General features: G+C 39.4%; 21 protein-coding genes, 1 riboswitch and 1 other annotated feature. Of the genes, 19 read left to right on the top strand and 2 right to left on the bottom strand.

Annotated features, from left to right (window positions below; translation table 11 throughout):
- Positions 1-8: 8 nt before the first annotated feature.
- Positions 9-1,046: a phenylalanine--tRNA ligase subunit alpha gene (pheS, locus tag MKY46_RS16640; RefSeq protein ID WP_036128260.1), complete on the top strand. Its 1,038-nt coding sequence runs from the start codon at positions 9-11 to the stop codon at positions 1,044-1,046.
- 12 nt (positions 1,047-1,058) lie between these two features.
- Complete coding sequence (gene pheT / locus MKY46_RS16635) at positions 1,059-3,476, top strand: phenylalanine--tRNA ligase subunit beta (RefSeq protein ID WP_036128257.1); 2,418 nt, start codon at positions 1,059-1,061, stop codon at positions 3,474-3,476.
- Positions 3,477-3,755: 279 nt separating this feature from the next.
- Here pheT and rnhC read toward each other — a convergent pair whose 3' ends face one another.
- On the bottom strand, positions 3,756-4,682 hold the full coding sequence (gene rnhC / locus MKY46_RS16630) for a ribonuclease HIII (RefSeq protein ID WP_036128256.1): 927 nt from the start codon (positions 4,680-4,682) through the stop codon (positions 3,756-3,758).
- 135 nt (positions 4,683-4,817) lie between these two features.
- Here rnhC and zapA point away from each other — a divergent pair, with 135 nt between their 5' ends.
- The 14 genes from zapA (at position 4,818) to MKY46_RS16560 (ending at position 21,511) form a co-directional block, all read left to right on the top strand.
- Positions 4,818-5,078 (top strand): cell division protein ZapA, encoded by a 261-nt coding sequence (gene zapA, locus MKY46_RS16625; protein ID WP_036128254.1) that lies wholly within the window; start codon positions 4,818-4,820, stop codon positions 5,076-5,078.
- Positions 5,079-5,083: 5 nt separating this feature from the next.
- Positions 5,084-5,623 (top strand): CvpA family protein, encoded by a 540-nt coding sequence (locus tag MKY46_RS16620; protein ID WP_036128251.1) that lies wholly within the window; start codon positions 5,084-5,086, stop codon positions 5,621-5,623.
- A 59-nt stretch (positions 5,624-5,682) separates the two neighbouring features.
- Entirely contained in the window at positions 5,683-7,392 is a 1,710-nt protein-coding gene (gene polX, locus MKY46_RS16615; protein WP_340834816.1) for a DNA polymerase/3'-5' exonuclease PolX, read from the top strand.
- Positions 7,393-7,410: 18 nt separating this feature from the next.
- Positions 7,411-9,777: an endonuclease MutS2 gene (locus MKY46_RS16610; RefSeq protein WP_058844335.1), complete on the top strand. Its 2,367-nt coding sequence runs from the start codon at positions 7,411-7,413 to the stop codon at positions 9,775-9,777.
- Between the two features lie 22 nt (positions 9,778-9,799).
- Complete coding sequence (locus MKY46_RS16605) at positions 9,800-10,213, top strand: DUF350 domain-containing protein (protein WP_036128246.1); 414 nt, start codon at positions 9,800-9,802, stop codon at positions 10,211-10,213.
- 428 nt (positions 10,214-10,641) lie between these two features.
- A complete protein-coding gene (locus MKY46_RS16600) occupies positions 10,642-12,336 on the top strand; it encodes an AMP-binding protein (protein WP_101966537.1) in 1,695 nt (564 codons plus the stop codon).
- A 147-nt stretch (positions 12,337-12,483) separates the two neighbouring features.
- Positions 12,484-13,065, top strand: coding sequence for a TetR/AcrR family transcriptional regulator (locus MKY46_RS16595; RefSeq protein WP_036128243.1), 582 nt, complete (start codon positions 12,484-12,486; stop codon positions 13,063-13,065).
- A 14-nt stretch (positions 13,066-13,079) separates the two neighbouring features.
- Positions 13,080-13,853, top strand: coding sequence for an enoyl-CoA hydratase (locus tag MKY46_RS16590; protein WP_036128241.1), 774 nt, complete (start codon positions 13,080-13,082; stop codon positions 13,851-13,853).
- Between the two features lie 113 nt (positions 13,854-13,966).
- A complete protein-coding gene (locus tag MKY46_RS16585) occupies positions 13,967-14,740 on the top strand; it encodes an electron transfer flavoprotein subunit beta/FixA family protein (protein ID WP_036128240.1) in 774 nt (257 codons plus the stop codon).
- Positions 14,741-14,787: 47 nt separating this feature from the next.
- Positions 14,788-15,765, top strand: a complete 978-nt coding sequence (locus MKY46_RS16580) for an electron transfer flavoprotein subunit alpha/FixB family protein (protein ID WP_036128238.1) — start codon at positions 14,788-14,790, stop codon at positions 15,763-15,765.
- Between the two features lie 129 nt (positions 15,766-15,894).
- Positions 15,895-16,127 (top strand) — a binding site (T-box leader).
- A 91-nt stretch (positions 16,128-16,218) separates the two neighbouring features.
- Positions 16,219-17,535, top strand: a complete 1,317-nt coding sequence (locus MKY46_RS16575; RefSeq protein WP_419185200.1) for an amino acid permease — start codon at positions 16,219-16,221, stop codon at positions 17,533-17,535.
- Positions 17,536-17,656: 121 nt separating this feature from the next.
- Complete coding sequence (gene trxA, locus MKY46_RS16570) at positions 17,657-17,968, top strand: thioredoxin (protein ID WP_004226420.1); 312 nt, start codon at positions 17,657-17,659, stop codon at positions 17,966-17,968.
- Between the two features lie 124 nt (positions 17,969-18,092).
- Positions 18,093-19,883, top strand: coding sequence for an excinuclease ABC subunit UvrC (gene uvrC, locus MKY46_RS16565; protein ID WP_036128233.1), 1,791 nt, complete (start codon positions 18,093-18,095; stop codon positions 19,881-19,883).
- A gap of 109 nt (positions 19,884-19,992) precedes the next feature.
- Positions 19,993-20,171, top strand: a riboswitch (Lysine riboswitch).
- Positions 20,172-20,284: 113 nt separating this feature from the next.
- Positions 20,285-21,511: an aspartate kinase gene (locus tag MKY46_RS16560; protein ID WP_036128231.1), complete on the top strand. Its 1,227-nt coding sequence runs from the start codon at positions 20,285-20,287 to the stop codon at positions 21,509-21,511.
- Between the two features lie 95 nt (positions 21,512-21,606).
- On the opposite strand, the gene MKY46_RS16555 is transcribed toward MKY46_RS16560, so the two are convergent.
- Positions 21,607-22,041: a YslB family protein gene (locus MKY46_RS16555; protein WP_036128229.1), complete on the bottom strand. Its 435-nt coding sequence runs from the start codon at positions 22,039-22,041 to the stop codon at positions 21,607-21,609.
- Positions 22,042-22,313: 272 nt separating this feature from the next.
- Here MKY46_RS16555 and MKY46_RS16550 point away from each other — a divergent pair, with 272 nt between their 5' ends.
- The 3 genes from MKY46_RS16550 (at position 22,314) to sdhB (ending at position 25,528) form a co-directional block, all read left to right on the top strand.
- Complete coding sequence (locus MKY46_RS16550) at positions 22,314-22,922, top strand: succinate dehydrogenase cytochrome b558 subunit (protein WP_036128227.1); 609 nt, start codon at positions 22,314-22,316, stop codon at positions 22,920-22,922.
- A gap of 66 nt (positions 22,923-22,988) precedes the next feature.
- Positions 22,989-24,743, top strand: coding sequence for a succinate dehydrogenase flavoprotein subunit (gene sdhA / locus MKY46_RS16545; protein WP_036128225.1), 1,755 nt, complete (start codon positions 22,989-22,991; stop codon positions 24,741-24,743).
- 5 nt (positions 24,744-24,748) lie between these two features.
- A complete protein-coding gene (sdhB, locus tag MKY46_RS16540) occupies positions 24,749-25,528 on the top strand; it encodes a succinate dehydrogenase iron-sulfur subunit (protein ID WP_036128223.1) in 780 nt (259 codons plus the stop codon).
- Positions 25,529-25,598: the final 70 nt, after the last annotated feature.

Raw genomic sequence — 25,598 nt, 5'->3', positions numbered from 1 at the left:
GTTTTAACATGGAAGAGCAATTAAAACAATTAGAGCAAGAAGCTCTTGCTAAAATTGAAGCAGCAGCAAATTTAAAAGAATTGAATGAAGTGCGTGTTGCATATCTAGGGAAAAAAGGACCTATCACAGATTTACTAAAAGGGATGGGGAAATTATCAGCTGAAGAACGTCCGAAAATGGGGGCTTTAGTGAATAATGTTCGTGAAAATGTAACAGCAGTACTAGAAACAAAGGTGGTTGTTCTAGAGGAAGCAGCGATTGCTGAAAAATTAGCAAGTGAGTCGATTGATGTCACTTTACCAGGTCGTGAAGTGAAAGTAGGAAATCGCCATCCGTTAACACGCGTCATTGAAGAAATTGAAGATTTATTTATCGGAATGGGTTATGAAATTGCTGAAGGTCCTGAAGTAGAAAAGGACTACTATAACTTTGAAGCACTAAATTTACCAAAAGGACACCCAGCACGTGATATGCAAGATTCGTTCTATATTTCCGAGGAAATATTGCTACGTACGCATACTTCGCCAGTACAGGCTCGTACAATGGAAGCAAAAAAGGGTGAATCTATTCGCATCATTTGTCCAGGTAAAGTATTCCGTCGCGATAATGATGATGCAACACATTCCCATCAATTTATGCAAATTGAAGGTTTAGTCATTGGCGAGAATATTCGTATGAGTGATCTAAAAGGAACATTAGATACTTTAGCGAAAAAAATGTTTGGTGCAGACCGCGAAATTCGACTTCGTCCGAGCTTCTTCCCATTCACAGAGCCATCAGTAGAAATGGATATTTCTTGTTTCAAATGTGGTGGCGCTGGTTGTAATGTATGTAAGAGCACAGGTTGGATTGAGATTCTAGGCGCAGGTATGGTGCATCCAAATGTATTAGAAATGGCTGGCTATGATCCGAAGAAAGTTTCTGGCTTCGCTTTCGGTATTGGTGCAGAACGTATTGCGATGTTGAAATATGGTGTTGACGATATTCGTCATTTCTATACAAGTGACACTCGTTTCTTATCACAATTCGAGCGAACAGAAGCGTAAGGGGGATAAAACATGTTAGTATCATTAGAATGGTTAAAAGATTATGTCAATACACAGGACTTAGCGCCTGAGCTATTAGCTGAAAAAATTACACGCTCTGGTATCGAAGTAGATGCAGTTATTGATCGTGCAAACGCTATGGATAAAGTAGTGGTTGGCTATGTAGTGTCTAAAGAGAAACATCCTGAAGCTGATAAGTTAAATATTTGTCAAGTTGATGTTGGAGAAGCAGAGCCACAACAAATTATTTGTGGTGCACCAAATGTAGATGCTGGTCAAAAAGTCATTGTTGCTCGTCCCGGTGCACATTTACCAGGTGGCATTAAAATAAAAAAAGCAAAACTTCGTGGTCATGAATCAAACGGTATGATTTGCTCATTGCAAGAACTTGGAATCGAAGGCAAGCTTGTTCCTAAAGCATATTCAGAAGGAATCTACGTATTACCGTCAGATGCAGAAGTTGGCTCTGATGCACTGGCTATTTTAGGCTTACGTGATACAGTGCTAGAGCTAGGCTTAACACCAAACCGCTCAGATGCTCTTTCTATGCTTGGTGTAGCCTATGAAGTAGGTGCCATCCTTACTGAGGAAATTAAGTATCCAGAGATTGCATATAAAACGGCTAATGAAAAAGCACAGGATTTATTAAAGCTACGTGTAGAAGATTTACAAGCAAATCCGATGTATGTCGCAAAAGTGGTGAAAAACGTAAAAATTGGTGAGTCACCAATGTGGTTACAAAATCGTTTAATGGCAGCGGGTGTACGCCCTCACAATAATGTCGTGGATGTAACCAACTATGTGTTAATGGAATATGGTCAACCATTGCATGCTTTCGACTATGATAGCCTAGCAACAGGTGAAATCGTCGTTCGTAAAGCAAAAGAAGGTGAGAAAATCACAACACTGGATGACCAAGAACGAACTTTAAAAGCTTCTGATTTAGTCATTACGAATGGAAAAGAACCAGTGGCGATTGCTGGCGTAATGGGTGGTGCCAATTCAGAGGTAACAGACGCAACAACGACTGTTGTCATTGAATCAGCTTATTTTGATGGTTTAACAGTACGCCAAGCATCTCGTCACCTTGGTCTACGTTCAGATGCATCGGCTCGTTTTGAAAAAGGGGTAGACCCAAATCGTGTCTTACCAGCCGCTGAACGTGCTGCCGCATTGCTTGCTGAATTAGCTGGCGGTGAAGTATTAGAGGGTACATGTCTAGTAGATGAGTTAGATAAAACAGCAGCGCGAGTAGTCGTTTCTCCAGATTTTATTAATGAGCGTTTAGGGATGAAGATTGCATTGGAAGATATGCTTTCGATTTTAGAGCGTCTAAAATTTGGTGTAGAGGCAGCAAATGGTTTACTAATGATTGATGCGCCAACACGCCGCCAAGATATTAAAATCGAAGAGGATATTGTAGAGGAAATTGCTCGTCTTTACGGTTATGATGAAATCCCTATGACATTGCCAGAGGGGGCAACACAAGTAGGCAATCTAACACCATACCAAGCTAATCGCCGTGTTGTTCGTCATTATTTGGAAGGGGCTGGCCTCTACCAAGCTGTAACATATTCATTAACATCTGATGCATTGTCACAACGTTTTGCCTTAAAAGCAGAGCCAGTAACTAAATTGTTAATGCCAATGAGTGAGGAGCGCTCTACATTACGTCAAAGCCTTATTCCACACTTAATCGAAGCGGCTGCGTATAATGTGGCTCGCCAGGCTGAGGGTGTTGCTTTATATGAAATTGGTTCTGTGTTCCTTGGTCAATCAGATGAAGGGCAACCTTACGAAGAAGAGCATGTAGCAGCGGTACTAACAGGTAAATGGCTAGATCATGCTTGGCAAGGTGAGAAAAAAACAGTAGATTTCTTTGTGCTAAAAGGTATTATCGAAGGTGTAATCGGTAAACTTGGCTTAGAAAATCGCATGACATTTGTGAAAGCACAAGTGGATGGATTACATCCAGGACGTACGGCTAGCATCTTATTAGATGGCGAGCAAGTCGGTATTATTGGTGGACTCCATCCTGCAGAGCAAAAAGCATGGGGAGTCAAAGACACATATGTTATGGAAATGAATTTAGTTGCCCTATTAAATGCAAATGCACAAGAAGCCCCACTTGCATATACATCAGTGCCTCGTTTCCCAGTCATGTCTCGTGATATCGCGCTCATTATGGACCGTGCAACAACAGCAGGTGAAGTTGTCGAAGCTATCAGCGCAGCTGGCGTGAAATTATTAAAAGACATTCGCATATTCGACGTTTATGAAGGGGAAAAAATGGAGCTAGGTAAAAAATCCGTTGCATTTTCTCTCACATACTTCGATCCAGAACGTACTTTAACGGACGAAGAAGTAGTAGCCGCACACAATAAAGTGTTAAAAGCTATTGCTACGATTGCAGGTACAGAAGTACGCTAATCTATTTGAAAAAAGACTGTCTTTTTGAGGCAGTCTTTTTTTACTTGGGGAATTTAGCTAAGGGGGAGGATCAGCGCAAGCAGAAAGGCACTCTCAAAGAGGCTCAAAGCGTTCACTCCGAGAAGGTAGTTGCTCAAAGTAGTCCAAGTCGCTCTCAATCGAATTAAAAGCGTTCTCGTACAATTTGAATCTAGCAAGATTACTATTTTTCAAAAGAACCTAGATATGGGAACTACCCATAAGACTCCTCCTGCTACTTAAAAGAACATGGAATGCTTTTTAAATCTTCTTTCGTGCTTTTTCGGTGTTGGCAAAATGCCATTTTGTTATGGAGCGTAGAAATTCCTCGCCATGGCTACGCCAAATGCGAGCTGCTTGCATATCTACCTTGCTAGAAGCCCCCTTCATTAAGGTAAGCCCTGCGATTGCACTCAATCGATCCATTTCCTTTAAAAATGCAGCACGCGCTAAAATAGATGCTGTAGCGACAGCGACATGTAATTGCTCTGCTTTGGTAGAAAAATAGACATTTTCTTGTACAAGTTCATGTTCGTTTTTTAAATAATTGTAATAGACACCGCGTTCGGCAAACTGGTCGATTAAAATGAATTCGGGTTTTTCAGGTGCCATTTTCGTCAGCGTATTTTTTAGAGCCTTGTTGTGCATCATGGCTTTCATTTTTCCTTGGGAATAGCCTTTTGCCTGTAGGCTGTTATATTTCTCGTTGTGTAATACGAGGACACTATGGACACAAGCTGCTCGTAAATCCGGTGCAATTTTTCGCATGTAATCATCCGTTAGCATTTTCGAATCTTTTACGCCAAGCTCATTAATAAGTTCGATTTTGGAGGTAGGTACATATACCGCAGCCACTGTGATAGGGCCGAAATAATCACCTGTGCCAGTTTCATCTGAGCCTAAGACAGACATTGCTGCGAAATTTTCAGGTAGTACATCACCCTTTGCCCCGATAGATGAGGATGTCTGGCTAGTTGTTTTTTCAATAGTTCCCCAACGTGCCGCCTCGCGTTCAGCACCACCTCCTTGAAACATTAATTTTCCTGATTTATACATAGTAATGGCGGTATCTGGTAGCTTTGCAGCAAAGATGACACCAGGAGCCTTACGCTCGATAAAATAGGTTGCGTAGTAAGCCATCACCTCTTTTTGAATATTTGTTGAAATGGAAAGCACAATATTTGACATTTAATCGTTCCTTTCTGTCCTCATTGTTCACAATTTTATACCTTTCATGGTATGATAATAAATAGCTTTTTTGTGTGATGGTGCTCACAAGCTGAAAAGATCGTGTGTGCATCGAATTTATAGGAGGGTGCGACTATGGAAAAACAAGAAAAAAATAAAATTTCTGTGGAAATATATGGTCATACATATAAAATGGTCGGCTCAGAATCCATTGGCCATATGCGACTTGTTGCTTCGATTGTTGATGACCGGATGCGCGAGATGAGCGTACATAATCCCTCACTTGATAGCACAAAACTTGCTGTTCTGACGGCAGTAAATACAGTACATGATTATTTACTATTAAAAGAACGAATGGAGCAACTAGAAGAAGAATTGAAAAAACTAAAGGGTTGAAGAGAATGTTAGATTTAATCATATTAGTGGTACTGCTAGCTGGAATTGGTGTCGGTGCAAAACGAGGTTTCATTGTACAAATGATGCACATTGTCAGCTTTGTCGTAGCCCTAATTGTTGCGTATATTTATTATAAGCCATTAGCACAAAAATTTGTATTTTGGGTGCCTTATCCAGGTGTCACTGATACAGGTAGCCTTGGTGTCGTCATTGATAGTCTCGATTTAGATCGCACCTTCTATCGTGTGATTGCCTTTGCGGTAATTTTCTTTGCTGTTAAAATAACATTGCAAATCGTGGCATCGATATTTGATTTTATTGCGTATTTACCTGTGCTCAATACAGTGAATCGTTGGCTTGGCGCATTACTTGGCATGATTGAAAACTATTTAATTATGTTTATTTTGCTATACGTGTGCGCTTTATTGCCGATTGATGTCATTCAAAATTTAATGTCGAAGTCATTGTTAAGTGGGCTTATGTTGGAGCATACACCGATTATTACGAAGATGTTCCAAAACTGGTGGTATATTTATATGCAATAGTAAACTGTGCACTTCTCTCTGTTTTGAGAGAAGTGTTTTTACGATAGGAGGAATTACCAATGAATAAAAAAACAATTATTCGCACACTCGAAAAAATTGCTTTATATATGGAACTACAAGGAGAAAACCCATTCAAGGTATCTGCTTTTCGGAAAGCAGCTGCAGCACTGGAGGGGGACGAGCGTTCATTAAGTGAAATGGACGATGTAACAAAACTTAAAGGGATTGGTAAAGGAACGGCTGCTGTCATTGAGGATTTGATGGTAACAGGTGAATCGAGTTTGTTAAAAGAACTAGAAGACATTGTCCCTAAAGGATTATTGCCATTGTTAAAATTGCCGGGCTTGGGAGGTAAAAAGATTGCGAAGCTTCACCAAGAGCTAGGCATTGACTCAGCAGAAAGCTTAAAGGCAGCTTGTGAAGCAGGGAAAGTTCGTGAATTAGCAGGCTTTGCTGTAAAAACAGAGGAAAAAATTTTAAAGGAACTCGCAAATTTGGCGAATCGCTCAGAACGTTTACCAATTTGGCAGCTTGAGCCTGTGGTTTTACAAATAGAGGCGCTTCTAGGTAGTATGAAGGAAGTGGAACGTTTTTCAGTTGCTGGAAGCTTCCGTCGGGCGCTAGAAACAAGTAAAGATATTGATTTTATTGTGGTGACACAAGCAGTTGAGGCTGTACGTGAAAAGTTATTAAATGGATTAGCCATCCAAGAAGTAGTGGCAGCGGGAGATACTAAAATTTCAGTGATTTTAGACTTAGAGGAGCCAGTTGGTGTTGATTTCCGTTTAGTGAAGGACAATGAATATGCAACTGCCTTGCATCATTTTACAGGGTCAAAAGACCACAATGTGCGTATGCGCCAACTTGCCAAAGCGCGTGGTGAAAAAATTAGTGAATATGGCATTGAACAGGAAGATGGTACCGTTATAACGTTTTCAGATGAAGCGGCATTTTTCGCTCATTTTGACCTACCTTGGATTCCACCAAGCTTACGTACAGGAACTGTGGAATTTGATAATACAAAGACGATTCAACAGTTAGTGCGATTAGAGGATATTCAGGCAGATTTACATATGCATACGACCTGGTCTGATGGTGCATACTCTGTTGCAGAAATGGGCGAGGCATTACGAGCGCGTGGCTATCAATATAGCGTTATTACAGATCATTCACAATTTCTAAAAGTAGCAAATGGTTTAACACCGGAGCGTTTAGAAAAACAGCGTGTGGAAATTGAGGCATTTAATGCAACACATCCAGATTTCCATTTGTTTAAAGGGACAGAGATGGATATTTTGCCAGACGGCTCCCTTGATTTCGACGATCAAGTGTTAAAAGAGTTAGACTTTGTTATCGCTTCTATTCATTCGAGCTTTACACAATCACAAGATAAAATTATGGCACGTTTACTAACGGCCATGCAAAATCCTTATGTTCATATGATTGCCCATCCAACTGGTCGAATTATTGAGGATCGTGATGGCTATAATCCTGATATGAAACAGCTGATTGCGTGGGCGAAGGAATATGGTAAAATTTTAGAGTTAAATGCAAATCCGTATCGTTTAGATTTATGTGTGGAACATTTAGAAATGGCTTTAGCTGCAGGTGTACCTGTAGCCATTAATACAGATGCTCATGATATAGCGCATTTACGTTTTATGGATATCGGTGTTCGCTATGCCAATAGAGCATGGCTACCGAAAGATATGATAGTGAATACATGGACGCTTGAACAATTTGAGGCGTTCATACGACGAAATAAATAGGTTGAGGAGGTGTTCTCAGTGATAGCAGAACGCGCATTGAAAACACTAGAATACGATAAAGTTCGGCAACAAGTGGCCTCATATTGTACTTGCTCTATTGGGAAATCTGCCATTGAGGAGCTTGTACCACAAACAGATTTTGATAAAGTAGTACAATTATTAGAGGAGATGGATGAGGGATTATCCATTTTACGTGTTAAAGGCAATGTTCCAATGGGAGGAATATTTGATGTACGACCATCTGCAAGACGTGCCCAAATAGGAGGCATGCTAGCAGCAATAGAATTAATGGAAATATCGAGCACAATTCGAGCGAGTAGAATTTTACGTAATTTCATTGAGGATTTAGAGGCTGATGAAGTGATTGAAATTCCACATTTCATCGCGAAAAAGGAAGCGATACCTGTTTTAACAGGTTTGCAACATGAAATCAACAACTGTATTGATGACAATGGAGCTGTTTTAGACTCGGCTAGTCAAACATTGCGTTCTATACGCCAATCTTTACGAGCTGAAGAAGGGAAAGTCCGTTCTAAGCTGGAAAGTTTAATTCGTGGAAGTAATGCAGCGAAAATGCTTTCTGATACACTTGTGACAATTCGTAATGATCGCTTTGTTATTCCTGTTAAACAAGAATATCGTCACCATTATGGCGGGATTGTCCATGACCAATCCTCTTCTGGTCAAACCTTATTTATCGAGCCAGACTCTGTTGTACAAGCGAATAATGAAATTCATCGCTTAAAAATGAAGGAGCAGGCGGAAATTGAGCGTATTTTACTGGCATTAAGTGCAATGGTGCAAGAAGTAGCATCAGATTTATTTAATTTAGTGAAAGTTTTAGGGGATATTGATGTTATTTTAGCTAAAGGCAAATATGGACAAGCCAATAAATGTACAATGCCTAAAATGAATAAGGATGGCTATATTCGACTAGTTCGTGCACGTCATCCACTTCTACCAATAGAGATAGCTATTCCGAATGATATTGAATTTGGTAAAGAAATTACAGCTATTGTCATTACGGGTCCTAATACAGGTGGTAAAACGGTAACATTGAAAACGGTAGGTCTGTGTACATTAATGGCGCAGGCAGGATTACCAGTGCCAGCATTAGATGGCTCAGAACTTGCTGTATTTGAGCAATTGTTTGCTGATATTGGTGATGAGCAATCAATTGAGCAGTCACTTTCTACGTTCTCGTCTCATATGGTCAATATTGTAGACATTCTACAAAAATTTGATCATGAATCACTTGTTCTTTTCGATGAATTAGGAGCAGGTACTGATCCTCAGGAAGGAGCAGCCTTAGCTATCTCCATTTTAGACGAAGTACATGGACGCGGTGCACGTGTAATGGCTACAACTCATTATCCTGAGCTAAAAGCGTATGGCTATAATCGACCAGGTGTTGCCAATGCTAGTGTAGAGTTTGATATTGAAACTTTGAGTCCAACCTACCGTCTACTTATTGGTGTACCTGGGCGCTCTAATGCATTCGAAATATCCAGTCGTCTTGGACTGCCTGAATCCATTATCGATCGTGCGAAAGGCTTTACAGGGACAGACCGACATGAGGTTGAATCGATGATTGCTTCATTGGAGGAAACACGTCGCCAATCAGAAGATGATGCAGAACGTTCCCATGCATTGCTAGTAGAATCGGAAACTTTACGTAAAGAGCTTCAAGATAAATTACAAGCCTATGAAGAGCGTAAAGAGGCACTTGATAAGAAAGCAAAGGAAAAAGCTCGTAAAATTGTTGATGAAGCGAAAAGAGAAGCGGAAGCGATTATTACAGAGCTTCGAGAAATGCGCAAAAATGCTGATCAAGTTGTCAAGGAGCACGAATTGATTGAAGCACGTAAACGTCTGGAAGAAGCAACACCACTTGAAGACAATAAAGTACTGAAAAAAGCAGCGCAAGTAAAAGCACGTGCGCAAAACTTAGTTGTCGGGGACGAGGTAAAGGTGTTAAGCTATGGTCAACGAGGTACTTTGTTAGAAAAAGTGTCAAATACCGAATGGGTTGTCCAAATGGGGATTTTAAAAATGAAAATCGCTGATAGTGATTTAGAGTATATTAAGCCTGAAAAAGAGACGGTATTACGAACAGCTGGTGTGAAAAATCGCAATAGCCATGTAAAATTAGAATTAGATTTGCGTGGTGAACGCTATGAGGACGCGATTTTAAGAACAGAGAAATATATTGATGATGCGTTACTCGCTAATTATGGGCGTGTGTCTATTATTCATGGGGTTGGTACAGGGGCTTTACGTCAAGGTATTCAAAGCTATTTAAAGAAGCATAAGCGCGTGAAATCCTTCCGTTTTGGTGAAGCTGGCGAGGGAGGCTTAGGCGTCACAGTTGTTGAATTGAAATAAGCTATAAAGGGGACGGAGAAAAATGCTGAATTCTGGCTTTTGGCGATATCCAATTATCGAAACGGCAGGATATTTTAGTGTTGTTGTATTATGTTTAGTCGTCTCGATGGCATTGTTCGAAGTCGTTACGAAATATAAGAATTGGGAAGAAATTAAAAATGGTAATGTTGCTGTGGCCCTTGCAACAGGTGGAAAAATACTAGGGATTTGCAACATCTTTCGTTTTTCCATTGCACGCCATAGCACATTAAGTGAAATGATTGGCTGGGGTCTTTTTGGCTTTACACTATTGATTGTAGCGTATTTCTTATTTGAATTTATGACACCTCGTTTTAATGTAGATCAAGAGATTGCCAATGATAATCGCTCAGTTGGTTTCATTTCCTTTACCATTTCAGTCGGTCTATCGTTTGTAATTGGGGCAAGTATTGCATAGGAGTGTCATGACATGGAAAAATTAGCAAAAGTACTAATCATTGTCTGTATTGCATTTTTGGCAGTGGGCGTCTACTATATGATGACTGTTTAAGTAAAAAACGCATTCTCTTATGAGGGTGCGTTTTTTGTATTTACTTCAATTTCTGCTAACAGCTATTCATTTTCCTCCATAACCTGAATAAATAATTATTTTTATAGTATAGGAATATCCTCATAATTTTCTATTTGAAAGATTTGAGAATGAATGAGGATTCATAAGGTGTATGCAAATAAAACAGACTAAACATCTGTCATATTAATGTTGTGAATTGCATAATAATTAATCGAAAATGCATTTATTTTCTATTTTCTGTTTGAAACTGCATTTCTTTTTCATTATAATAAATATAAGAATTGACAAAGTTTGGGACAAAGGGGAGAGGACGTATGACAGCAAAACCATGGCTAGCAAATTATCCTGAAGAAGTACCACCGTCTTTAACATTTGAGGAAATTCCAGTGCAAGAGTTTTTGACACGCGCCTATAAAAAGAATCCATCCAAAGTTGCGATTCATTTTATGGGGAAGGATTTGACGTACACCGAGCTATATGAGTCAGCTTTAAGGTTCGCAAACTATTTACAAGCATTAGGTGTGGAAAAGGGAGATCGAGTAGCCATTATGCTACCTAACTCGCCACAAAGTGTAATCGCTTACTACGGCGCTATGTATGCAGGTGCTGTTGTCGTACAAACAAATCCACTTTATACTGAACGTGAGCTTCAATACCAAATGGCTGATTCAGGTGCAAAGGTTATTCTTGTCATGGATATTTTATATCCAAGAGTGATGAAAATTATGAAAGAGACAGCACTTGAAAATGTTATCGTGACAGCCATTAAAGATTATTTACCATTCCCAAAAAATTTAGTCTATCCATTTATTCAAAAAAAGCAGTATGGCTTTAGTGTCAAGGTTGAACATAGCGGGCAAAATCATTTATTTTCAGAAATCATGCGCTCTGCACCGATTAAGGTAATTGATCATATCTCATTTGATTTTGAAGAAGACCTAGCACTCTTACAATATACTGGTGGAACAACGGGGTTCCCCAAAGGGGTTATGTTAACCCATAAAAATTTAATTGCCAATACGACAATGTGTGATGCCTGGATGTATAAATGTGTGCATGGTGAAGAGACCATTATGGGCATTCTTCCATTCTTCCACGTCTATGGTATGACAACGGTTATGCTATTATCAGTATTCACTCAAAATAAGATGGTGCTCTTACCGAAATTTGATGCTGAAACGGCATTAAAAACGATTGATAAACAAAAACCAACACTTTTCCCCGGTGCACCAACCTTATACATTGGTCTTCTAAATCATCCAGACATTGCGAATTATAATTTATCATCTATTAAGGCGTGCTTAAGTGGCTCTGCTTCATTGCCAATTGAAGTTCAGGAGAAATTTGAAGCGGTTACTGGTGGGAAGCTTGTAGAGGGCTACGGATTAACAGAAACATCACCTGTAACACATGCTACGCCAATTTGGGGTAAGCGAGTGATTGGTTCAATCGGTTTACCTTGGCCTAATACAGAAGCTGTTATTTTACGTACAGGGGATACGGAAGAGCTTCCAGTTGGCGAAGTGGGTGAAATCGCTGTCAAAGGTCCACAAGTGATGAAGGGCTACTGGAACCGACCTGAGGATACAGCAGCGACATTTGTCGATGGCTGGTTTTTAACAGGTGATCTTGGTTATATGGATGAGCAAGGTTTCTTCTATGTAGTGGATCGTAAAAAAGATTTGATCATAGCGGGTGGCTTTAATATTTATCCTCGTGAAGTGGAAGAAGTGTTATACGAACGCGAAGAAATTCAAGAGTGTGTTGTTGCAGGCATACCTGACCCGTATCGTGGAGAAACGGTAAAAGCTTATATTGTTTTAAAAGAAGGATATTCGATCTCGGAGGACGAATTAAATAAATATTGCCGTCAGCATCTAGCGGCATTTAAAGTTCCTCGTTATTATGAATTTAGAGAGGAACTACCAAAAACAGCCGTAGGAAAAATTTTACGCCGCTCTTTGGTAGACGAAGAAAAAACAAAATTGGCGAATAAAGAAGCGAAATAAATACGTGTGAAAGTATTGACAAGTAATGCTGTAAAATATAATATGAAAATATGAATGAATGACCATTCATATTTTCATATTTTTTTAGGTTCACACGTCATATTGATATTGTAGACGTGCGCATGTTTTTTAGGTGGTGATATAAAAGTGAAACGAGATAAGCCGAAATATAAGCAAATTATTGATGCAGCTGTCATCGTTATTGCGGAAAATGGGTATCACCAAGCGCAAGTATCGAAAATCGCCAAACAGGCAGGGGTGGCCGATGGAACAATCTATTTATATTTTAAAAATAAAGAAGATATATTAATTTCTGTCTTTAATGAAAAAATGGCTGTTTTTGTAGAGTCATTACAAGATATAATAGAAAATGGAAGTACGTCTCGTGACAAACTTTCACGAATGATTGCCAATCATTTTAATGTTCTTGCGACAGATCGATACCTAGCAACCGTCACACAATTAGAGCTTCGCCAGTCAAACAAAGACTTACGATTAAAAATTAATGGTGTACTACGTGAGTATTTACATTTACTCGATCAAATTTTAGTCGAAGGTATGCTTTCAGGGGAGTTTAATCAGACGATGGATGTACGCTTGGCACGACAAATGGTTTTTGGAACAATTGATGAAACGATTACGTCGTGGGTTATGAATGACTATCGATATGATTTGATGGAACAAGTTCCAAAGGTTCAGGCATTAATCCTGAACGGCATTAAAGCTTAAAAGGATGTGGAGAAATGGAATTTCTAAGTTGGAAAGTAGAAGATGGGGTAGCGATTATTACAATTGCACGTCCACCAGCAAATGCATTATCTCGCGGTATTATTGCAGAAGTTAACGCTGTCTTAGATGCTGTTGAACACGATGATGCAGTAAGAGTCCTTGTACTTCATGGCGAAGGCCGTTTCTTCTCTGCAGGGGCAGATATTAAAGAATTTACTGGGGTAGAATCTGGAGAAGAATTTACGAAGCTAGCTAGCAACGGGCAGCAAGTATTTGAGCGAGTTGAATCATTCTCGAAGCCTGTTATTGCAGCTATTCATGGTGCGGCATTAGGCGGTGGGCTTGAATTAGCCATGAGCTGTCATATGCGATTTGTCACTGAATCGGCAAAACTAGGTTTACCTGAACTACAATTAGGTCTTATACCTGGCTTTGGCGGTACACAGCGCTTACCACGTTATGTAGGTGTAGCAAAGGCTGCTGAAATGATGTTTACAAGTGAGCCAATTACTGGTGCAGAAGCCGTGCAGTGGGGCTTAGCGAATCGTACATTCTCAGACGAAGCACTGCTAGATGAAACGTTGAAAATTGCGAAAAATATTGCAAAGAAAAGCCCAATTGCTTTAAAAGCAGCTATTCAAACATTGCAATATGCAAAGCATGCATCATTTTATGAGGGCATTGAAGCAGAGGCAACATCCTTTGGGACAGTATTCGTATCAGAAGATGCCAAAGAAGGAATTCAAGCATTCATTGAAAAGCGTGAGCCTGTGTTTACTGGCAAATAATTTCCCAAATGTCGATAACAGTTTTAAGATGTTATCGGCGTTATCGAAACTGAAAATATATAATATTTATAAGTTTACTTAGAATTATAAAACGTTCCAGGAGGTATGGATATATGAATATTTTTGCATTAATTAAACGTACGTTTGATACAGAAGAAAAAATCGTAGTGTCGGGTGGTAAAATCCAAGAGGACGGCGCAGAATTCATTATTAACCCTTATGATGAATATGCCATTGAAGAAGCAATCCAAGTTCGCGATGCTGCTGGTGGTAAAGTAACAGTAGTGACAATTGGTGGCGAGGATGCAGAGAAGCAATTACGTACAGCACTTGCCATGGGAGCAGACGAAGCAGTGCTAATTAATACGGAAGACGATTTAGATGAGTTAGACCAAAATGCAGCAGCTTATCTATTAGCGGAATACTTAAAAGATAAAGAGGCGGATTTAATTTTAACAGGAAATGTTGCGATCGATGGTGGTTCAGGTCAAGTAGGTCCACGTGTTGCAGACTTATTAGATATAAATTATGTAACAACGATTACAAAGCTTGAAATTGATGGAACATCTGCGAAAATTGTTCGCGATATCGAAGGAGATTCAGAGGTAATTGAAACTTCTTTACCATTACTAGTAACAGCTCAGCAAGGTTTAAATGAGCCACGTTACCCATCTCTACCAGGTATTATGAAAGCGAAAAAGAAACCGCTTGCAGAGCTTGAGTTAGATGATTTAGATATCGATGAAGATGATGTAGAAGTGAAGATTGAAACAGTAGACATCTTCTTGCCAGCTCAAAAAGCAGCAGGCCGCATTCTAGAGGGCGACCTTTCTGTACAAGTAAAAGAGCTAGTAAATCTACTTCACACAGAAGCAAAAGTTGTTTAATTATTTGATGTTAATCGAATCTTAAAGGGTAACGGAGGGAATATGCTATGTCAAAAAAAGTATTAGTATTAAGTGAAGTTCGTGAAGGAAGCTTACGTAATGTTTCTTTCGAAGCAATTGCAGCTGCAAAACAAATCGCTGATGGTGGCGAAGTTGTTGGGGTACTTTTAGGAGATGCTGTAGCAAGTTTAACAGGACCATTATTTGAATATGGTGCTGACCGCGTAGTAACAGTGGAACACCCACATTTAAAACAATATACATCTGATGGCTATAGTCAAGCACTATTAGCTGTTATCGAGCAAGAAAAACCTGCTGGCATTGTCTTTGGGCATACAGCAAATGGAAAAGATTTATCACCAAAAATCGCAAGTAAATTACAAGCAGGTCTAGTATCTGATGTTACTGCTATTGAGGGTGCAGGCGATGATGTTGTCTTCATCCGACCAATTTACTCTGGTAAAGCTTTTGAAAAAGTGAAAGTGAAAGAAGGCGTTGTTTTAGCTTCCATTCGTCCAAATAACATTACACCTTTAGAAAAAGCAGAGGGTAAAACTGGTGATGTGTCTGCAATCACTGTTGATATTACAAACCTTCGCACAATTATTAAAGAGATTGTTCGTAAATCTTCAGAAGGTGTTGATTTATCAGAAGCGAAAGTAGTCGTTGCTGGTGGTCGTGGGGTGAAATCTGAAGAAGGTTTCGAACCATTAAAAGCGCTAGCAGATTTACTAGGCGGTGCAGTTGGAGCATCACGTGGTGCATGTGACGCTGAATACTGTGACTATTCACTACAAATCGGTCAAACTGGTAAGGTAGTCACACCAGATCTTTATATTGCGGCTGGTATTTCGGGAGCGATTCAACATTTAGCAGGAATGTCAAATTCAAAAGTAATTGTTGCTATTAATAAAGATCCAGAAGCTAATATTTTCAAAGTAGCGGATTATGGTATCGTTGGAGATTTATTCGATGTGATCCCACTTCTAATAGAAGAATTTAAAGCGTTAAAAGTAAACGCGTAATGCACAAGCGGGAAGGGCTAATCCTTCCTGCTTTTTTTATGATGAAGTACTATTTGAAAATTATCGCAAAATAAAATATTGACATAATTAACGTTAGCCAGTATAGTGATTGATACAATAATAATGATTAGAAACGCAAAGATTAGGAGTAGTAAAAGCTCATTATTCGGTGAAGAGAGCTGCGGGATGGTGCAACGCAGACCAATAAGACTTTGAACTTGCCTAGGAGTGGTAACATAAATAGAATTGTCGGATTATTCTATTTGTTTGACGATTAACCTTCGTTACAAGGTTTTTAAGTTGGGTTCTCAAGAACCAATTAGAGTGGTACCGCGGTTTGCTGATAGCATATCGTCTCTTCTTTCATTTGATGATGAAGGAGTAGATGATATGCTTTTTTGATTTTTAGGAGGTAAGAAAGTGGAAAAGAACAAGCAACAATTAACAAGAACTATGACCTCGCGTCATATCACCATGATGGCGTTAGGTGGAGCCATCGGAGCAGGTCTATTTAAAGGAAGTAGTGCAGCCATTGATATGGCAGGACCTTCAGTGCTGATTGCCTATTTAATAGGGGGCATTATTTTATTATTTGTCATGCAAGGTCTAGCAGAAATGGCTGTTCGAAATAAAGACGCAAGAACGTTCAGAGATTTAGTTCAATCAGTGTTGGGAAAATACCCTGCTTATTTCCTTGATTGGATCTATTGGAAAATGTGGGTTTTAAATATTGCAGCAGAATCTGTCGTCGCCGCTATTTTTATTCAATATTGGTTGCCAGAATATCCAATTTGGATACTTGCCTTGTCTGTTTCTGTGTTAGTGACAGCCATTAATTTATTATCGGTGAAAATATTTGCGGAAACGGAATACTGGCTAGCATTGATCAAAATTACCGTTATTATTGTCTTTATTATAGCAGGACTTATTTTATTACTTGCTACGTTTGGAAACCATACAGCCGTTGGTTTTTCTAACTTAACCGAGCACGATGGTTTTTTCCCTAACGGATCTATGGGATTAATTGCTGCTATGTTAGTTGTTATTTATTCTTATGGTGGTACAGAAATCATTGGGATTACATTAGCAGAAACGAAAAATCCTGAAAAAGTAGTGCCAAAAGCGGTTCGTAGTACATTAGTACGTATTGTTACATTCTATTTACTGCCTTTCTTTATTATCGTAAGCTTGATTCCATGGAATGAAGTAAACGGAGTTCCTGAAAGTCCATTTGTAATGGTGTTCAAAATGATTGGCATTCCAGGCGCAGATCACATTATGAATGCTGTTGTTATACTTGCCATTATTTCTTCCATGAATTCAGGGCTTTATGGCTCATCCCGTGTACTATATACACAAGCTGTAGACGGACGGGTTCCTAAAATATTTGCCCACTTATCTAAAAGAAAAGTGCCAGTATATGCTATTTTAATGTGTACATTAGCGATGTATTTAGGAGTTATTCTATCTTTATATGTTGGCAGCAAGACTTTTGATTTTCTAATGGGATCACTTGGCTATACCGTGTTATTTATTTGGTTAATTATTGCGATTGCCCATTTGAAATCCCGTAAAAAACAAGCAGAACATACAAGTGCCTATGAAGTAAAATGGTTCCCGTATACAACATGGATTGCCATTATGGCGTTAAGTGCGATTTTAATTGGGATTATTTTTACAACATCTATTATCGTGACAAGCATTACGTTAGCCATTTATCTTTTTATAACATTCACCTATGTATGGAAAGGTCGTTATCAAGCCAATTAATGGTCTTTATAGTTTTTTTCGACACAGTTTTTCATAAAAAATACATTGCAGGCAGATTGTTCGCTCAAGTGAATTTATCCATGCTATACTACAATCATAGTAAGTTTAAGGAGGATTTCAAATGGCAATTGTACATGCAACAGATGCTACGTTCCAGGACGATATTAAAGAAGGGTTAGTACTTGTAGACTTTTGGGCTGCTTGGTGCGGACCTTGTAAAATGATTGGGCCAGTTCTTGAAGAAATGGACGCTGCAGGAAGTGCGGCTAAAATTGTAAAAGTTGATGTAGACAATAACCAAGGTACTGCAGCTCAGTATCAAATTATGTCAATTCCGTCTTTACTATTATTTAAAGATGGAGAATTAGTTGACAAAACTGTAGGCTTCCAACCGAAAGAAGCTTTAGAAGCATTTATCGCAAAACATGCGTAATTAATGAAGTTCACAAAAGCCGGACCATCAATAGATGTGTTCGGCTTTTTTTCGTTATATAATAAAGGTAATATCTATCATATTCAATTGAGAGGGATTTTTACGTAGGGGGGGCAGGTAGGTAATGAACGATTTAATCAAGCGTAAACTAGATATTTTACCGGATCAGCCTGGCTGCTATTTGATGAAGGATCGTCAAGGGACAATCATTTATGTGGGCAAAGCGAAAATACTGAAAAACCGTGTACGTTCTTATTTTACGGGAACACATGAAGGCAAAACACAAAGGCTTGTCGGTGAAATAGAAGATTTTGAGTATATCGTGACATCATCTAATATTGAAGCACTTATTTTAGAGCTGAATCTCATTAAATTACATGATCCAAAATACAATGTCATGCTAACAGATGATAAGACATATCCATATTTAAAAATTACGAATGAAAAACATCCACGTCTTATTACGACACGTAAGGTAAAAAAGGATAAGGCTAAATATTTTGGTCCTTACCCCAATGCTTATGCGGCAAGTGAAACGAAAAAGCTATTGGATCGATTGTATCCATTGCGCAAATGTGTCCAATTGCCTTCCAAAGTTTGCTTGTATTATCATATGGGGCAATGTTTAGCACCTTGTGTAAAAGAAATTAATGGTCAGGTTTATCAAGAGATGATTGAGGATATGACAAAGTTTCTAAATGGTGGTGTCGAGGCAGTCAAAAAAGAGCTTGAAGTTAAAATGCTTGCAGCTGCTGAAAACTTAGAATTTGAACGAGCGAAGGAGTTTCGCGATCAGATTGCACATATTGATACGGTCATGCAGAAACAAAAAATAGTATCAAGTGATACAACGAACCGCGATGTATTTGGCTATGCCGTCGAAAAAGGCTGGATGTGTGTGCAAGTTTTCTTTGTTCGCCAAGGAAAGCTGATTGAGCGTGATGTCTCGGTTTTCCCAATTTATCAAGATGCTGAGGAAGAGTTTTTAACATTTGTTGGCCGCTTTTATGAAAAACCAGAGCATATTAAGCCGAAAGAAATTTTTATTCCACAAGCAATTGATGCAGCCATCTTAACGGAGTTATTAGAGCTTAAAGTTCTTACACCAAAAAGAGGTCAAAAGAGGGAATTGGTTGAATTAGCAACTAAAAATGCTGAGATTGCTGTGGCAGCTAAATTCCAGCTAATTGAACGGCAGGAAGAACGGACAATTGGTGCTTGTGAGGCACTTGGTGAAGCAATAGGTATTTCAACGCCATTACGAATTGAGGCATTTGACAATAGTCATATGCATGGCACGGATGCTGTATCGGCTATGGTTGTCTTCATTGATGGAAAGCCTGCGAAAAAGGAATATCGTAAATACAAAACGCGTACGGCTGCAAAGCATGATGATTACGGTGCGATGCAAGAGGTTATACGTCGGCGATATTCGCGTGTCTTAAAGGAAGGCTTGCCATTGCCAGATTTGGTTTTAATTGATGGTGGCAAGGGGCAAATGGAAGTCGCCCGTGAAGTACTAGAAGATGAGCTTGGACTTGTTATACCGATTGCAGGTTTAGCAAAAGATGATAAGCATAATACGTCGCAGCTATTGTTTGGTGATCCACCAGAAGTAATTGCCTTAAAGCGTACTAGTGATGGCTTTTATTTATTACAACGAATTCAGGACGAAGTTCACCGCTTTGCTATTACCTTCTTGCGCCAACAGCATGAGAAGCATGCCATTCAATCGGTGTTAGACCATATTGAAGGTGTGGGGCCAAAACGCAAGCAGCAGTTGCTCAAACATTTTGGTTCAGTTAAGAAAATTCGAGAGGCGAGCGAGCTAGCTTTGCAGGAGGCAGGAATACCTGCTAATTTAGCGAGCCAAATTTATAGCTATTTTCAGCAAGAGTCATTGTCAAAGGAATAGACATGTGCTAAGGTTGTAAATAACATTGTTCATCAATGTGATGAATAGCGAACTGGTGTGGCTAGCATGTTGACGCCAGCGTTAAACCAATTGAATACATTCACTTTATGGTGATGATAGAGGTGCAAGATTCAAGAGTAACACAATGGAGGATGAACAAGTCCAGAGATCGTGTGTGAAAGGGGAGCTTGCCGAAGTATAGCATTGTTGTTTCCTTTGTTGTACTGGTTTTACATTTAAGAAATGTAAGATTGTCGATTCTAAAAGTTTCGGAGAGCTATCACACATGCACAAGTTACGATCATTGTACATGTTATAGGCAGCTTTCACGTTATGTGGAGGCTGCCTTTTAGTTTTCTAGAAGCAGGTGAAATATATGACTGGAAAGGAGAACGCAAGAAATGGCTAAAATAGTGATGAAGTTTGGAGGGGCTGCACTAGCTTCTACTGAACAAATCCAAGAGGCAGCAAGGAAGGCGATTGCTGAAAAGGACAGAGGCTTCGATGTAGTCGTGGTCGTTGCAGCAATGGGACACACAACGAAAGATGTGCAATCGATGGTACATCAACTAACGGACGAAGTGCCCAAACGAGAATTAGCTGCAGTCGTGTCTACGGGCTCTCAATTATCCAGCGCTTTATTTGCCATCGCATTACAGGAAGCGGGCTATGAGGCAGTGTCCTTAACTGGATGGCAAGCAGGTATACATACAGATTGTAAGTATCGTCATGCACGTATCGACTATATCGATGACAGTCGTATTGAAGAACATCTTGTACAGGGACAAATTGTAGTGATTGCTGGAGAACAGGGTATTGATGAGGAACAAAATATTACTACACTTGGCAAAGGCGGAGCTGAAACAACAGCTATAGCACTCGCGGTAGCATTGGAAGCAGAGCGAACTGATATGTACACAAATGTTGACGGTGTTTATACAGCAGATCCACGCTATGTCAGCAAAGCTCAAAAGCTGCAGGAAATCTCCTATGATGAAATGCTGGAGTTATCTAATTTAGGATCACATGTTATTCATCCTCGTGCAGTGGAGTTAGCAAAAAAATTTCAAATGCCCGTTATTATACGCTCTAGCTTAGTAGAGTCAGTAGGTACTTTATTGAAGGAGGAAGTGGAAATGGAGAAAAATTTAGTCGTCCGTGGTGTAGCCTTTGAGTCAGATATTATCCGTTTAACAGTGGGGTATGATGCGTATGCCGATGGTGCATTGGCAGATATGTTTACAATCCTTGCAGAAAACCGCATTAATGTAGATATTATTGTACAGGCAATCATTGATGGCTTAAAACCAACTGTGTCTTTTTCCATTTTAAAAGAAGAATTTGCGGAAACATTGCGTGTTCTAGAAGATAGTAAATTGTCACTTGGCTTTAGTTTTGCTGACTTTGAAATAGGGTTGGCGAAGGTTTCTATCATTGGCTCAGGTATGGCCTCTAATCCAGGTGTGGCTGCTCGCATGTTTGATCGATTACGTCGTGAAGATATTCCTATAAAAATGGTTAGTACGTCTGAAATAAAAGTGTCTGTTGTTGTACCACAGGATGATATGATTCGTGCAGCAAATGTCTTGCATGATGAATTCAATTTAGAGCAAGCACTTTATATATAATAATAGAAGAAACAGTATTTTATGTAAGAGTCCGAAATTAAAGGAAGAAAAAAGAAGGATTGTCATCCCGTTGAATAGGGAGACAATCCTTTTCATCATTCAGTAGGGATGGTATTCATAATACGTTCCTTGACATCCCATTTGACTGTAAACATGACATAGTGCTGCTTTTCTCGCTTTTCATCATAGCATTCTGTAAGGTAGCCTTTAGCTAATTGAATTTGCTCTGCTATAAATCCTGCTTCCAGTCTAAAGCTTCGTTGTTTGATTTGCAATATTTCAGGGTCATTTGTCAATTGGAAAATGCGACCATCCTTTGATTCCTTCATGAGCTCTAGTGTACCCCAGCAGGCATCTGCGAAAAATGCGATAAGTTCGTCTTGACTTTTGCATGGGAACTTGCGAGCAAGCTCTTTACCTGCCCAATAAAGGACATCATTCTCATGTTTACCAAGGATAGAAGATAGAATATGATCGCGAATGAGCTCATAACCAAATGATGAAATTGTAGGAGATGGAGTGTTTAACATTGTTATCCTTCTTTCTTAGAATTTTCTTAAAATTCAACAGTAATAAAGTAATGATAGATTTTTCGAGAAAAAACAACGCATCATGTACTAGATTAGTTCTTTAATAAGCTCTATGAAAAACTCCGAGTTGCCTTGACGCTCGTAGCTCTTGAGAGTACAATAAACATGTCATAATATTGTACCATGATGAAATACACAGTCAATGAAGTATCATTTACAAAATGATGACTTCTTTTGTTGTGCTATTTTAAGTACTAAGGGGGGTAACAGTCTTGTCGAAAGATCGAGAGTTTTTATGGCGTCGCTTACATTCTCTACTTGGTATCATTCCAGTAGGTCTGTTTTTAACGATGCACCTGTTCATTAACTTTACAGCAACAGGCGGGGCAGAAAGTTACAACGATGCTACCGCAGTAATGGAAAAGATTCCATTCCTTATCCTAGTTGAATGGATTGTCATCTATATTCCATTAATGTTCCACGCATTCTATGGTGTCTACATTGCATTCACTGCTACACCAAACACAGGACGTTTCAGCACATACCGTAACTGGATGTTCTCTTTACAACGTTTCACTGGTGTATTCCTAGTGATTTTCATTGCATGGCATATTTTCCAAACTCGTATTCAAAAAGCACTTGGCACACACGTTGATTACGACATGATGGCGAATATCGTTGCTAATCCATTCATGCTTGGATTCTACATTGTTGGTATTATATCAGCAACTTTCCACTTATCTAACGGTTTATGGGCATTCCTAGTAAGCTGGGGTATTACACAATCTCCTCAGTCTCAAAAGATTGCTACTTACGTAACAAACATTATTTTCGTAATTCTAAGTGTAGTTGGTGTGGCTGCTATTTTAGCTTTCGTATAATTCAATAGAAGCTACGATAGAGTAACAGCAATCATTGCAATTTTTTAAGAGGAGTGAGAAATAATCATGGCGAAAAGCAAAATAATTGTTGTCGGCGGTGGTCTTGCCGGTCTGATGGCAACGATTAAAGCAGCTGAAGTTGGTACTGAAGTTGATTTATTCTCATTAGTTCCTGTAAAACGCTCACACTCTGTTTGTGCGCAAGGCGGAATTAATGGTGCGGTAAATACAAAAGGTGAAGGGGATTCTCCATGGATTCACTTTGATGATACAGTATATGGTGGGGACTTCTTAGCGAACCAACCACCAGTAAAAGGTATGTGTGACGCAGCACCTGGCATTATCCACTTAATGGACCGTATGGGTGTTATGTTCAACCGTACACCAGAAGGACTTTTAGATTTCCGTCGTTTTGGTGGTACTTTAATGCACCGTACAGCTTTCTCTGGTGCAACAACTGGTCAACAATTACTATATGCGCTAGATGAGCAAGTTCGTTCTCATGAAGTAGCTGGTTTAGTAAATAAATATGAACACTGGGAATTCCTTGGTGTTATCATCGATGATGACGGCGTTTGCCGTGGTATCGTAGCGCAAGATATGCGTACAGAAGAAATTAAATCATTCCGTGCAGACGCTGTTATTATGGCGACTGGTGGCCCTGGTATTATCTTCGGTAAAACAACAAACTCTGTTATTAACACAGGTTCTGCTGCTTCTATCGTTTATCAACAAGGTGCTTCATATGCGAATGGTGAATTCATTCAAATTCACCCAACAGCGATTCCTGGAGATGACAAAAACCGTCTAATGTCAGAATCAGCTCGTGGTGAAGGTGGTCGTATTTGGACTTATAAAGACGGTAAACCTTGGTACTTCTTAGAAGAAAAATACCCAGCTTATGGTAACTTAGTACCACGTGATATTGCAACACGTGAAATTTTTGATGTCTGTGTAAACCAAAAACTTGGTATTAATGGCGAGAACATGGTATACCTAGATCTTTCTCATAAAGATCCACATGAATTGGACGTTAAACTTGGTGGTATCATCGAAATCTACGAAAAATTCGTAGGGGATGATCCACGTAAATTACCAATGAAAATTTTCCCAGCAGTTCACTATTCAATGGGTGGATTATGGGTTGATTACAACCAAATGACTGAAATTCCTGGTCTATTTGCAGCAGGTGAATGTGATTACTCTCAACATGGTGCAAACCGTCTTGGTGCGAACTCATTATTATCTGCTATCTACGGTGGTATGGTTGCAGGACCAAACGCAGTAGATTATGTAAAACACCTTAAAAAGCATGCAGAAGATCTTCCACAAGAGATTTACGATGCTCGTGTCAAAGAGGAGCAAGCGAAATGGGATGCTATCATGAAAATGGAAGGCACAGAAAACGCTTACTTACTGCATAAAGAGCTTGGTGAAATGATGACTGCTACAATGACTGTAGTACGTTACAATGATCAGCTTGAAGATACATTGAAAAAACTTGATGAGCTTACTGAGCGTTGGAATAACATCAACATTAACGATACGCAAAAATGGAGTAATCAAGGCGCGCACTTTACGCGTCAACTTAAAAATATGTTAGTGCTTGCAAAAGTAATGACAAAAGGTGCACTATTACGTAATGAATCTCGTGGTGCACACTATAAACCTGATTTCCCTAACCGTGATGACGAGCAGTTCTTAAAAACAACAATGGCGAAGTTTGACCCAACTACTGGTAATCCAATCATCACGTACCAAGAAGTCGACGTTTCTTTAATCCCACCACGTAAACGTGACTACTCTGCGAAAGGAGACTAAAAGTTATGCAAATCGCAGCTAATACTGGAAGAATGGTCAAAGTGGAAATCTTACGTCAAGATACACAAGGCGGCAGTAGCTACTGGCAAAAATTCCAAGTGCCTTACCGTCATGGTATGAACGTAATCTCAATTTTAATGGAAATTCAAAAAAATCCTGTTACTGAGGATGGTGTAAACACATCGCCAGTATCATGGGATATGAACTGTTTAGAAGAAGTTTGTGGTGCATGTTCAATGGTCATCAATGGCCGTCCACGTCAATCATGTTCAACACTTGTTGATCAATTGACTGAGCCAATTAAGCTTGAGCCAATGAAGACATTCCCTGTTATTCGTGACCTACAAGTTGACCGTGAACGTATGTTCAATGCACTTAAAAAAGTGAAAGCTTGGGTACCAATTGATGGTACTTATGATTTAGGTGAAGGTCCACGTATGCCAGAAGGTAAACGTCAATGGGCTTATGAATTATCTAAATGTATGACTTGTGGTGTATGTATGGAAGCATGTCCAAACGTGTCTGAAAAAGCTTCATTCATCGGACCAGCTCCATTATCACAAGTACGTCTTTTCAACACTCACCCAACTGGTGCAATGGTTAAAGATGAACGTTTAAATGCTATTATGGGTGATGGTGGCCTTGCGAACTGTGGTAACTCTCAAAACTGTGTAGCTGCATGTCCAAAAGGTATTCCTTTAACAACATCTATCGCTTCACTAAACCGTGCAACTACAGTGCAAATGTTCCGTAACTTCTTCGGTTCTGATCACTACGTAGATTAATATACGGACAAGCTAAATGCCCAAACTCTCTTACACTTTGTGTGAGGGAGTTTTTTTATTTGAAGTTGCA

Origin of the sequence: Lysinibacillus sp. FSL M8-0355 (assembly GCF_038008985.1) — a bacterium.
GTDB classification, from domain to species: domain Bacteria; phylum Bacillota; class Bacilli; order Bacillales_A; family Planococcaceae; genus Lysinibacillus; species Lysinibacillus fusiformis_D.
The sequence above is the reverse complement of the archived record's forward strand: the minus strand, read 5'-3'. Positions and strand labels throughout refer to the sequence as shown.